This is a genomic window from Cupriavidus sp. P-10 (genome assembly GCF_003402535.2).
GTDB lineage: Bacteria > Pseudomonadota > Gammaproteobacteria > Burkholderiales > Burkholderiaceae > Cupriavidus.
In genome coordinates this window covers 110438-123286 of the sequence record NZ_AP025172.1, presented here as the reverse complement: position 1 = coordinate 123286, position 12849 = coordinate 110438, and the positions used below count along the sequence as shown (strand labels likewise).

Here is a 12849-nt window from a genome sequence, read left to right as displayed (position 1 = left end):
TCAGTTCCAGCCGTTTCGCACGAGGGTGACGTCCATCCAGTGGTCGTCGTCGTCGATGCTGTGCGCCACGCGCGCCACCAGGTACTTGCCCGAATGGCGCGAGCCGGCGCCTTGCAGCTCCACCACGCTCGGCGCTCGCACGACGCGCTTGAGCACGCGCGCGCGCGCCCTGAGCGTGGCGCGCACGAACCAGCCGTCCTCGATCAGCGCCGCCTCGCTGCGCACCAGCAGGTCGCCCGCGTCGTCGACCGCCACCGAGAGGCGGGCCTTGCGCGGCTTGGCGACGATGTCCGCCAAGGCCTTGCCGGCCAGTCCCGTCAGCGGCGAGCGCTCGACGGCGCCCTCCATGTCGGTGGCGCCGAACACGTCGCGGTTGTCGGCGTCAGCCGCCACCACCCGCTCGACATCCCACTCGATGGTGGCCTCGTCGATATTGCGCTCGGCGCCCGCCAGGTGGAACTTGACGGCGGCCGGCTGGCCCACGGGGGGCCGCTCGACGCGCGCCGTGGGCACGGCCGCGACCGGGTCGTATTCGAGCCAGAGCCAGCAGCCGTTGCGCCGCGCCAGGCGGCGGATCAGGTGCAGGTCGGGCTCGCGCTGCACCAGTGCGTTCCTGGCTTCCACGTGCACCACGGTGGAAGGCAGGTTGACCTTTGCCGCCAGCCCGGCTGCCGACAGCAATTCGGTGATGGCCGCGGCATCGGTGGTGGACGGCCACACGTGCACCTTGTGCTCGCGCGCCAGCGCCACGGTGGTGTCGGCGCCGATCACCTCCAGCACCGAGCCCTCGCCGCCAGTCAGCACCGAGATGCGCTGTCGCGTCACGGGCCCTCGCACCAGCACTGCCGGTTTGTCGCCATCGAGCACCTGTACCGCGATCTCCGCCTCGGGCCCGAGTCGGCTTTCCGTAAGCAGCGGGAAGTCCCCTTGCTCGATATGGAAGTCGTAGAACAGGTTGAAGGTGGTGCTGGCGCCCACCGACTCGATGACCTCGATACGCCCGGGCTGCGCCAGCGATGCATCGCGAGCGCCGTTGGGGAGGACCTGGCAGCCTTGGGCCATGGCGGTTCAGCGCTCGAACGGGATGTCGACTTCGCGCAACTCCGCCAGCACCTCGGCCGTCATGGCGTCGTTCATCTCGGCCAGCCGCCAGTAGCCGGCGGCGTCCGCGAGGTACAGCGCGGCCAGGTGATCGGGGCGCTCGCCCTGCCGGCGCAGGTGGCGACCGCGCAGGCCCTGCAGCGGAGCGGGCGCGGGCGGCACCACTTCCACGGTGCGGCCGCGTGCATCCACCATCAGCACCGTGGGCAAACTGGCGTAGCGGCTCTTGGGATCGAAGAGGGTCATTTTGGGTCTCTCATCACAACGGCAGCACCACGCCCGCAGCGGATTCAAGTCCGTTGAGCAGGTTGGCGGCGGCCAGGACTTTCTTTTGCGCGAGCGTGAACTTGTAGCAAGCGGCGGCAATGTCGCGGGCCGCGCCGGTTGCCGGGTCGCCCGCGACCGTGACCAGGTCATCCAGGTCGAGCACGCGGATGCCGATCGTGGCCTTGGCCCGGATCGGATAAAGCAGCGGCGAGTACTGCTGCTCCTCGATGGACAGCGACGTGATGCGCACTGGCACGATGCGTCCCGGCCCCCAGAAGAACAGCACGATGGGCGCATCCGTGCGCTTGAGGGGCTTGGTGGCCGCGGCTGCATCCAGGCTCATGCTCAGCCCGTCGGACGAAAACGATACCGAAGCGCTGACCGAGCCCAGCAACCCGCTGATCAAGGATTCGCCGGGCGGATACATCAGCATCTCGATGGCGGCGATCCGGTCAGCCACACCGGAGACCAGCGCAACGGGGTGCAGTAGCGGTTCGCTGAGCGCGTCGGTGGCGTCAAGCTCCAGCACCAGCGAAAAGGTTTCAGCCGGGTCGTACGGCTGCGACAGCGCCAGTGCGTCCTTGGCGCTCAGCCCCTTGCGCGTGGTCTTGATGCCCTGGACGTCGCCGACCTTGTGGAACTCGGCCTCCACCTCGCGCTCGGGCGGCTTCCACGGCGTGAGCGAGCGCGTCATGCTTTCAGGGTTGTACTGGAACACGATGATGTTCGGGATCGGGATCAGCATCGGCGCGCCGAAGTGGATCAGGGCGCCTTTGAGCAGGAGGGGGCTGTTGGGGTAGGTCATGGCGCTTCCCTACTTCATTTCCTTGAAACCGAAGTTCACCGAATGAAAGACAGCCGCCTGCCGTTTGAGCACCTCGTCGCGGATCGAGCTTCCAACCTTGTCGGGCATGTAGGCCGCCAGCGGCTTACCGCCGGGATTGATCGACGCGTCGGTGGCGGTTTCGACCAGTGCCTTGTAGTATTCGAGCTCGCGCGTATCGATGGCCGCGGCCAGCTTGTCGTTCATGTGGTCCCGCATCCAGGTGTAGGTCTTGTTGGTCGCGTTGTAGATGGCCGTGCTCAGCCCCTCTGGCGTGGCCTCCTGGGCGCCGACGCGGATCTTCGAAGCGTCGTAGGCCTTGCCCTTGCGCTTATTCGCGAGCGCCTGCATCCCCTCCTTGGAGAACACCAGCCCCTCATACTCCCCGAGCGCGCTCTTGTAGATGCCGTGGATCGCTGCACCCTGGCTGGGGCCGGCGTTGGGCAGGTCGTCCGGCTGCGGTGACACGTGCACGTCGCCCAACGTGTGCGCATGGACGGACAGCAGGATGGTGGGCATGGTGCCGCCCCGGTCGGTTTCGTTGGCCGCTATCCGGATGCCCGCCGTGCCGTCCGGGTCCGGGGAGATGAGTTCCACCCGCCCGCTGCTTGCCTTGATGTTCGGATAGAGCGACAGGTGGGGAAACGGCTTGTGGCGATCCTTGGAATTGACGAAATACTCCAGCAGCAGGTACTGCACCGTGTGGTGGGAAGCGCGGTCCATACCCTTCTGCTCGCCCGGGTTGTCACGGTCCTTGTAGAACCCCAGGCGCAGCCCGATCTGGCCGTGCTGGCCGACGGCCGCGCTGCCCTTCTTCGCAGGCAGGATGTAGTCCTGCCACGGCGGCGCGGCATCGCCGGGCAGCTTCTGCGACGGCGGCGGGTTCACGTAGACCTCGACCAGCTCGCGCGACCGCTTGGCCAGTACCAATTCCTGCGCGGCGCCCTTGGCCTTGGCGGCGAACAGGCCCGGCCCCGGCTGCAGTCCCGACAGCGCGAGTCGCGTCTTGATCTGGTAGAGCGCTTGCCGCTTTTGGTCTGTCACCTTGGGAAAGCTGTGCTGGATCAGGTGGTCCCAGATCTCGGCGCCGCCGCCGATCATCGGGAAATGGACGTAGTTGAACTGCAGCCTGGCAAACGGCTGGTCGGGGTCTATGGTGTCGCGCTGCTTGCCATCGGCCTGCGCCTGCTTGGAAGTCTTGAACTCAACGTCGACCGAGATCCCGGTCACGCCGAAGAAGAACTCCTCGATCGCGACCTCCAGCCGCCCCGGGATCAGAATCCAGGCGTCCTCCTTCTGCCCGTCCTTCTTGACGTCCACCTTGTGCAGCGCCGACATCAGCACATGCGGCAGCTTCGAGCGCAGGTCCTCGCGGCGGTTCTTCTGCAGGTAGGCCATCAGGTCCGCCGCGGCCGCATCGAAAGGCTTCGTGAAACCGACCACCGAACCCGGCTTGTTCCAGCCTTTCAGCGCCTCGTCCAACTTTTCGAATAAAGCCTTGTCCTTCAGCTTGGCGGCCGCCTGTTCGAGCGCTTTCGCAATCAGCGGCGTTTCTCCCAATTTCTGCGCATGCTCCTTGAGCGCCGTGGGGTCGCCCAGCTTGTTGAAGAACTTCACGACCAGGTCGGTGAATTTCGGCTGCACACCGCCGCCGCGGCCAACGTCGCGCGGCCGGTGCGCCGGCTCCCTGGCGGCAGCCGCCAAGCGGTCTGCCTGCGCCTCGGCAGCGGGATCGAAGTGCCAGCGGCCGGCGGCCGAGGAGCCGGCTGCCGGCGTGAGCGGCGCGGGCGAATGGGATTTCCCAAGCGGACGCGCGCCGCCCTGCTGAAGAACGTGAGCGAGTTCGTGGTTGATCACTTCGCGCCCGACGGCGCCGTCGGTACGCACCGCGCTGTCCACGTAGACGTGGCTGCCACTGGTAGCGGCCACGGCGCCCGCCTCGCGCAAGCGCGTGTCGACGGTGCCGCCGCGATGCAGCCGCACGTGGGAGAAGTCGTGTCCCCAGTGGCGCTGGGCCAGCGCCTGCTGGGCGCCGGGCATGCGCTCGCCGGGCCCCGCCGGCAGCGCCGATGCCGCGCGCGGCGAGGCCATGCCGCGGGCAAGCTTTGGCTGGGGCTCGCCGCCGAGGAACCGGACCCCCACCTCCGGCACTTCCAAGGCCGCCAGGTTCTTCAGGAAGGGCACGCGCGTAAGGACGCCATGCACCTCGTCGGAGACGGTCGTCGCGGCGCTCTTCAGGTAGGGATCGATGGCGTCGCGTGCGTATTTTCGCCACAGGATGTTGGGGTCGAGGCTCGCCTCGCGCAGCGCGTCGGCCAACTTGCCTAGCAGCCAGTTCAGCACCTTGTCCATGCCCACGCGCTGCGCTGCCTTCAGCGGCACCCGGTACTTGATGGGCAGCCGGTCGATGACCAGTTGGACCAGCATTTGCAGGATGTCCTCAAGCGCCACCAGTTCTTCCGGCAGCTCGTACTGTGACAGCGAATCGATCACCGTCTCGAAGCGGCGGTACATCTGCTGCACTTCGCCCAGCATTTCGGCGGACTGGTCGAGGCCGAATTCCTTCAGATTCATCCCCTCAACGCGGTGCAGGTTGCGCGCCAGCAGTCGAAGCAGGATGGCCAGCCACGGCGACCCCTGGACGAAAGTCTCCATCTTGCGCACCGGCAGGCTGACCTGCTCCTGCAGGTTGACAGCGCCGTCGACCACCTTCTCGCCAATTCCCTCTAGCCGGCCGAACACCCGGCGCGTGGCGCTCTTGGTCTTGTCGTCGCCCTTGTTGCGGAACATGCCGAGCCGCCCGACCAGCTGCGCCGCGGTGCGGATCTTGGCGAGCTCGGGCGGCAGCTGGTCGAACAGGAACCAGGTCCAGAGCGTCTCGAGCGAGAGCTCGGCCTTGAGCTTCTTCAGGTGAGCCCCGAAGGAACTGCCCGCGTCGGTGTCGAAAGCGGTCTTGAACTGCTGGTATTCGGCGCTGCCCAGGAACTGCAGCACCGTGCCGGCGATCTCGGCATAGGCGATCTCGGCTGCGAACTCCGGGAAAGCGAGCTGGATGGCCAGGGTGAGGAAGCCGGCGCCCTCGTTGAGCACGTCCGCGAGCGCTTCCAGGTTCTGCATCACGATGTGCATGTGCAGCGCGTAGGTGACCTCGCTTAGCAGCTTCACGTCGTCAGAGGTCACGGTGATCGTCACCGGGTCCGCCCCGGTCGCAGTGCGCATCACCGTGAAGAGCTCGATCGGCGGCGCGCCCGCCTTCACCGCTTCGCCGTCCACCCACAGCTGCCGGTTGCCGATGTTCTCCTCCGACCACTGGATCGCGCTGGGCGGGGCCATCAGTTCAGGCTGGTAGGAGAAGTTCCGGTGCACCTTGACCAGCTGGTAGACAACGCCCCCTACCAGCATCGTGTCGTCGACCTCGTCGGTCGGGTCGGTCTTGCCAATCAGCGGGTGGGCCCGCTCCGGCACGCGCAGCGCGTTGTCGCTGACCGAGCCCTGCAGCTGGGTCTGGGCCTGGTACTCCTCGGCGGTCGCCTTGAAGGCCGCGGCCAGCTTGGCCAGCATGCGCGCCCGCTGCGCCACCTCCGCCGCCTTGAAGTCCAGCTCCAGCGTGCCGAGTTCCGCCGCGTTCGCGCCGTCGGCCGCGAATTCGGCCGCGCCCTTCACGTTGAGGTACAGCGGCAGGACGATGTCCAGGCGCTGCGTGCCGGCAAAACTGAGTAGTTCGCCGAAGGCCGTCGCCTCGCCCAGCTTGCGCTCGAGCACGGGCGCCAGTTCCAGCATCAGCCCTGTCATCTGCAGCCGCTGCTCGCCAGGCGTCGCCGGGGCGATGTTGCCCGCGAAGACCAGCGTGAAACGAATGGCGGCGCGGGGCGCGTCGTAATACGCCTTCGGGTCCTTGAGGAAGGACTTCTGCACCCGCTCCCACTGGGCGCTGATCAGCGGGCCGACCACCCGGCGCTCGTTGTTGGTGGCGCGCCGCAGCGGCGCGTCCAGCGCCTTGAACGAGTCCGCCATCCAGCGCCGCACAACGTCGGCGATGGTCTTCTTCAAGGTCGCGTCGCTGCCTACCACGTCACTCAGGGCCTTGAGCCATTGCCACGGACGTTCGTATTCCTCCGGGCGGCCAATCGGCTTGCCCTTCTTGTCCGTCAGGCCGGCCAGCAGCGGCTCGGCGGCGAGCTGGCTGGCCATCTGGTCCATGCCCGGGACCGCCCAGACGGTGAAGCCCTCGGTGTGCGCCGCGTAGGCGTGCGGCACCGCATAGATCTCGTCCACGCCGATCTCGTTGGTCCGCAGGTCGACGAAGTAGGGATGGTTGTCATCGAGCAAGCTGGAAACGCGCGAACGGTCTTCGGGGCGCACGAACAACACGGTGGATTTCTGGGGAACCCGATACTTGCGCGGAACCTGGTAGGCGGCCTCGACGGCCTTGATGGCCGTGTTGATGATCGGCTCCTGGCCCGGCGTGTAGTCGAATTCGCGGGTGCCACTCGTGGCCTTTGCCTGCAGCGCGTCCGTGAGCTTAGCGAACAGCGAGCCGTAGTAGATCGCATACGCGGCCTCCACGAAGGACTGCCCGGCGAAGACGGTGCCGACGGCCTGTCCCTTGGGAAAGTCCTTCGAGAAATCCTTCAGCGTTGTCGACGGGACCTCGGCGAACGGGGCAAGCAGGCCCACGTAGCTGCGGGTCACGCCCTTCTGGCGCGCGTTGTACGCTGCCAGGGCGGCATCCACCAACTTCGGGTAGCCCAGGTAGGTGCCCAGATGGCGGAAATTGGCCGCCACCGCCTGGTATTCGGCCGCGGCCTCGTCGAGCTGCGCGAACAGCGCATCGCCCTTGGCCTTCGCAGGCGGCTTGTACTGCACCAGCTGGTGCTGAAGCGCGAACAGGACGACCAGCACGATACCGTACGCCATGTCATCGGTCAGCTCCGCAGCGGGGGACCCCGAGCCCGCGGCGCTCTCGTCGATCTCCGGCAGTGCCTTGACCTGGAGGTCCTTCTCCCGCGCGGCCAGCGCGCCGTCGATGCGGTAGGTGATCTGGGTCACCGCCGCCGCGCCCGCCTTCAGGTTCGCGGCCAGGGCGGTCGGTGACGGCATGCCCCCGCGCTCCAGCTGCGTGGCGAGGCCCAGCGCCGCGATCAGGCTCTTCTCCACGCCGGCGAGCTCCTTGATGGCGGGCAGGCGCTTGCGCAGCTGCTGCTGCAGCGCCGTGGCGCGTTCCAGCACCGCCCCACTGCCCTCGCGCGTGGCCGCGGCGTTCGCGGCCTGGAAGACCTGGTCCCAATACGCCAGCGCGCGGGTGGCGATCGGCGCCGTGCGCCGGCCGGCGTCGTCGGCGATCTGCAGTACCTCTGGTTCCAGGTTCGCATTGCGGCCGAGCCGGCTCAGGAAATCCGGATCCTTGAATTTCGCGATCAGGCCGGTCTTGAGCTGGAACCGCATCATCAGGGACTTCTCGCCCTTCAGCCGCTTCTGGAAGTCGGTGAAGGGGCTCAGGCGAAGCTGATTGAACACGCACAGCGCCTTTAGCGCCACCGCCGCGCGCTCCTCGGGCATCAGGGGCTGATAGAGCAGCGCCTCGACGATCGCATCGGCCATCTTCGAGCCGAACTTCATTTCGGGGTCGAGGTCCAGCCCGCCGCGGGCCATTCCGTAGAAGTCGATGCGGGCGACCGCCGTGATCGCGTTGACGTACTTCGACGCCACCGGGTGCTTGCGCAGCAGCGGCATCACCCAGGTTGCGTCACCGCGCCGGTGGGCGGCGTAGAAGGCCCAGCTGCCGAACGACGTAGTCGCGGGGAAAGCCTCGCCCGCCAGGTCCGCGGCGTCCTGTCCGGCGCCGAGAGCCTTGTAGCAATCGAAGAATAGCGCGGTCACGCGCTCCACGCGGTCCGCTTCCGGCACGGTGACCAGCAAGGCGTCGAGGCGGTTCGTCGCGTCCTCGGTCGTCCGGTTCTCGATCGCGGTCCTGACCTTCGGCGCCCAGCTCGCGGCCGCGGCATCGGCAGGCAGCACGAGGTGCCGTTCAATCACCTTCAGCGCCGCATCGACGCCGGACTCCGGCTCGAGCAGCCCCAGTTCGGAGAACCCCTCTTCGATCGCGTAGCCCGCGGCCAGCTTGTCACGCGCCTGGCGTACGAGCTCGTTCGGGTCGGGATCGCGCTGCACGCCGGGGCCGCCCTCCAGCCCCGGCTCCACCCGCAGGCGCCCGCCGCTGGCCGCACGGGCGCCTTGCTGCAGCGTATGTGCCACCTCGTGCGCGACCAGCAGCCTGCCGGCCACGCTGCCGGGCGCCCAGGCGCCGAAGCCGAAATAGATCGATGCGCCGGCCGTGAAGGCGCGGGCCTGCAGGCCGCGCGCAGCCGACTGAGCCTCGACACCCGTGTAGATGCGCACGGCCGAGAGGTCGGCGCCGAAAGCCTGCTCCAGGCTGAGCCGCAGTTCTCCCGGCAACCCGGCCGCACTGGCGTGCGGCAGTCGCAGGGCCGCCGCGGGCGCGGGCGTGAGCAGCCCGCCCAGGCCCGCTTCGCCGCGCGCGAATTGGTCCGCCGCCTGCGAAGCCTGCCGTTCGTGCGCATCCGCTTTCGGGCGCGCCGACAGGACCCGCTCGGGCCGCTGCACCGGCTTGCGCGCGAGGTTAGGCCGGGCGACGGCCTGGGCTTTCATGCCCCGCCCTCCAGCACCGCTTCGAGCTCGCGCGGCGACAGTCCCGCCCCATCCTTGGCCAGCTCGCGGGCCAGCATCTCGCCCAGCAGCTTCAACCCCGGGGCGGCGCCCGCATGGCGGGAGGCGAACAGCGCCGAGAGCGCGGCGTTCTTGATCACCGCGCCAGTGGCCTCGATGCGCGCGAGCCGGTTCAACTGCGCGTCGATCGTGCACAACTGCGCGGGGGCGAAAAGCGCGCTCAGCACCTGGCGCCAGATCCGCTCCCGATGTTCGCCGCCGGGCTTCTCGAATTCCACAACGTGGCGGATACGGCGCAGGAAAGCGCTGTCGATGTTTCCCTTCAGGTTGGTCGCGAGCAGCACGATCCCGGAATAGCCCTCCAGCGCCGTCATCAGGTGGCTCGTGTCCACGTTCGCGAAACGGTCCTGGGCGTCGCGAACTTCTTCGACTCGCTTCGCGTACAGCGCATCGGCTTCGTCAAAAAATAGCACCGAGCGCTGGGCGGCCCGAGAGGAAAGAAGTTGCTGCAGATGCTGGGCAGTCTCGCCCACCCATTTGCTCACGACGGCGGATAAGTCGACGGCGAGCAAGTCCAGTCCGAGATCGGCCGCGATCACCTGCGCTGCCATGGTCTTGCCGGTGCCGGGCGGCCCCGCGAACAGCGCCACCAAACCGCGGCCGTACGGGAACAGCCGCGCCGCCGCGGGGTCGGCCCAGACGCGCGCGCGCTCTCGCGCTTCGAAAGCGATGTCCCGCAGGCGCGCGTCCGTCGCGGCCGGCACGATCAGGTCAGTCCATGCAAACCGGGAGTCGATGCGGCGCGCCAAGGGACCGAGATCATGGCGCGTGCGCTCGCGCAGCGCGAGTGCCGCCTGCGCGGCGTTTTCCGGAGCAGACCCAGCCGCGGCGGCAATGTCCCTGGCACTCGCTTCGTGGCACAGCGCGAGGTCCGCCAGTTCCGCCGGCGCCCAGGCGGCGCTCTCGGGCCACAACCGTCGCCACAGGCGCTCGCGCTCGTCCGCCTCGGGTGGGGCTAGCTTCCATTCGATCTCCTGCACGGCGGCGACGTGCGGCAAACGGCCCTCGCCTTCAACAATCTGAACGGGATAAGCGCTCACGCCCATCGGATGCGACAGCACGGCTTCGTCGATGGAAACGCTCGGAACGCAGCCGTCGAGGAAGGCCTGTCGGTGCAGGCGCACCGCGGTCTCCCCCTCGGTCGCGCCCGCTAACGGGGCGACCCGCATGACCGGCATCCCGAGCCGCGCCCCGAGGGCGGCCGCGGCCCACTCCGCGGACAACAGGTCATCGGTACTGAGCTGCACCCGCCAGCGCGTGCCCTGCTCCAGCCCTTGTCGCACACGCAGCGCAAGGGCGGGGATCGCCCAGTGCTCGGATTCGTATTCCGGCTCCAGCAACCGGACCCGCCCGGCCAATGTCCGATCCAGTTCATGCTCGCCTTCGAGCCAGCTGAGGATGCCCGCATCGATGCTGAGCGCGGCGGTGCCGTCAATCAGCGGGTGCTCCTGCACCATCAGCCACATCAGCAGCGGCGATTCGCTGGGCAGGCGCACGCGCGCCGGGTGCGCGAACACGGATGCCACCAGCCGCACCGTGACATGCCCCGAAAAGGCTTCGCGGCTGGCCAGCTGGGCGCGCAGTTCGGGATCGAAAGCGCCCACCCACAGCACCGCGAGCACGTCGATTTCGAGCGCGCCCAGGCCGAAGCGTTCGGCCAGCATCGCCAGGCGCCCGGGCGGCAAGGCCTGCGACTCCCCGCGTAGCGCGGCGACCAGGCGCCGCCGATGCCCTTCGCGTTCCGGCAATGCCGTTGGCTCGTGACGCTCGGCCACGGCCGCCCCTGCCGCTGCCTGTTGCGCAGATGAACGACGCGCGCTCATGGCACCGTCTCCCAGCGTGGTCCGCTCTCGGCGCCGCGCACCACCAGCCGCAAGGGCACCACGCTGCCCGTGGCCAGCGTCGCGGGAAACACGAATCTCAAGGTCGTTCGCGCTGCGGCGGGCGTGGCGGGCGTGAAGAACTGGCCGGCTGCCGGCGGTCCCGCATTCACGCGCTCGAGCCGCGTCGCTCCGGCGAACACCAAGAGCTCGCCCGCAGCCAGCAGGTGCGGCTCGAAGCTGTCCACCTTGACCGTGACCAGCGTGCCTGCCGCCGTGACGGACAGGATCGACGGCACGATCGCGAAGCCCGACGCGTTCGACACCGCATCGAAGTCGCGCTGCGATCCATCCGGCAAGGTATGCCGCGCCGTGGTACGGACGAGCGCGCCATAAATGCCCGGCACCAGGGGCTGCGTGCCCGCAGTGGGCTGCACCATGACGCTGAGCAGGTTGCCATTGGTCACCAGGTTCCACGAGGCATCCGCCTCGACCGGCTCGGGCAAATCCATATGGCTGATCAAAAGCACTGTGGTGTCGCCCTTGAGGTCGGTGCCCTGCACCTCCAGCGTCTGCCCGTAGGCGACTTCTGCCGGCGACAGTTCGAGCTCGCGCGGGCCGAGCTGGCCGGGCGGCGTGAAGCTGATGGCGTTGCGCGTGCGTTCGATGCGCGGCTGGCCGCGCAGCATGGCGTGCAGGCCAACCATCAGCACGCGGCCGCTGCGGACCTTGACCTCGTCGGGCTCCAGCAGCGAAGCCGCCACTTCGTAGTAGGCCGCCAGGCGCAGCGGGCTGGTGCCGGCCTGCCAGTACTGCGCGGCTTCGTTGGCGGGCGTGGGCTGCAGCAGCGTGCGCAGGTGGTTGCGGCGGCCGCGCAGGCCGGTCGGCATGATCAGCAGCGGCCCACCGGATGTGTCGACGGTGCTGGTGTCGTCCAGCACCGGCAGGTCGCGCAAGGTCTTGAGCGCGAGCCCCATCACCAGTTGATCGGCCAGCGCGCGAAGGTGCGAGTCCGCCAGGTTGCTGCGCGGGGTCATGACGTAGTACAGCGTCACACCCATGGGCTTGAATCGTCGCGGCACCGCGTCGTTCCCAGTCCAGTCCTGGGACTTGGTGTGCGCATCCTCGCGCACGTGATATAGATAGAAGCTGAGCGCATGGGGGCCGTTCACCAGGTCTGGCGGGCCCGCCGAAACCTGAATCGGCGTGGCCGCGGGCCAGTCGGGATACATGGGAATCCGCTCGCTCAGCAAGGTGGTGTACGAACGGGTGACGAGGCTGAGGTCGAGCAGTGCCATCGTCGGTTCTCAGCTCTGGCCGATGCCGAAGCGCGAAATGCCGCTGCTGTGCGCGAGGTCGTCGAGCCCGCGCACGCTGGGCGCGACGACGACGGTGGTTTGCACCATGCGCTGAGGCGGCGCGGCGAGCGGCGATGCGCTGCGGGGCGCGGCGGCTGCCGCGGGCGCCGTGGCTGCCTTTGCCGGCCCGGGCTTGCCACGCAGCCTCGCCTGGGGGCCTGGCTGCTGGCTCGCCGGTGGGACCGCGGGCTGCACCAGTACCGGCACGCCGGACTTGTCCGTGTGCGGCGCAGGGGCCGAAGCGCGATGCCGACGCGTTGCAGGCACGCTTGGCGCGGCCATGGCTTGATCAGGCGCTGGCACCTCGGGCACAACCACGGACTTCATGCCGAGTGAACCCATGAAGGCATCGGCTTGCGTCAGCAGCACGCGCTCGGGCGCGGCTGGCCCAGCGTTGTCGTTGCGCGCCGGCGGCGCCCGGGTGCCGGACGCAGGCGGCGGCAGCTGGGCGACTGCAGGCGGATCGACGGCTTCAGACGCGTCGGCCGCAGCTGCGTCGAATGCGGGCGCTTGCGACGGCTGCATAGGCAACGCCACCGGTTCGAGCCGCTGCGGCGCCGGAGCCGGTGCCGCAGCACGCACCGGCTCAACTGCGCTTTCCTGCTGCGGCGCCGGTGCGTACCCATCGAACTCCCAGCCAATCACCTGCGCGAAGGGATCGAACACGGGCGAACCGTGTTCGCGCGGAACGGCAAGCGAGCGAAGGAGGAGGCGCCGCAGGTAGTCCATACGG

The 12849-nt window shown here is 68.6% G+C and carries 7 protein-coding genes; all 7 read right to left on the bottom strand.

Annotation, left to right across the window (positions count from 1 at the left end; genetic code table 11):
• Genes CTP10_RS30610 through CTP10_RS30580 form a run of 7 tightly spaced genes read right to left on the bottom strand, consistent with a single transcriptional unit; the run spans position 1 to position 12845 of the window.
• Positions 1-1062, bottom strand: a complete 1062-nt coding sequence (locus CTP10_RS30610) for a hypothetical protein (protein ID WP_116318463.1) — start codon at positions 1060-1062, stop codon at positions 1-3.
• Between the two features lie 6 nt (positions 1063-1068).
• Positions 1069-1347: a hypothetical protein gene (locus CTP10_RS30605; protein WP_116318462.1), complete on the bottom strand. Its 279-nt coding sequence runs from the start codon at positions 1345-1347 to the stop codon at positions 1069-1071.
• Positions 1348-1360: 13 nt separating this feature from the next.
• On the bottom strand, positions 1361-2173 hold the full coding sequence (locus CTP10_RS30600; protein WP_116318461.1) for a hypothetical protein: 813 nt from the start codon (positions 2171-2173) through the stop codon (positions 1361-1363).
• Positions 2174-2182: 9 nt separating this feature from the next.
• Positions 2183-8860 (bottom strand): eCIS core domain-containing protein, encoded by a 6678-nt coding sequence (locus CTP10_RS30595; protein WP_116318460.1) that lies wholly within the window; start codon positions 8858-8860, stop codon positions 2183-2185.
• Positions 8857-10761 (bottom strand): ATP-binding protein, encoded by a 1905-nt coding sequence (locus tag CTP10_RS30590; protein ID WP_116318459.1) that lies wholly within the window; start codon positions 10759-10761, stop codon positions 8857-8859. Before CTP10_RS30590 ends, CTP10_RS30595 begins: the two co-directional genes overlap by 4 nt.
• Complete coding sequence (locus tag CTP10_RS30585; RefSeq protein WP_116318458.1) at positions 10758-12056, bottom strand: Pvc16 family protein; 1299 nt, start codon at positions 12054-12056, stop codon at positions 10758-10760. The genes CTP10_RS30590 and CTP10_RS30585 overlap by 4 nt, the downstream gene beginning before the upstream one ends.
• A gap of 9 nt (positions 12057-12065) precedes the next feature.
• Positions 12066-12845, bottom strand: a complete 780-nt coding sequence (locus CTP10_RS30580) for a hypothetical protein (protein WP_116318457.1) — start codon at positions 12843-12845, stop codon at positions 12066-12068.
• Between the last annotated feature and the right edge of the window lie 4 nt (positions 12846-12849).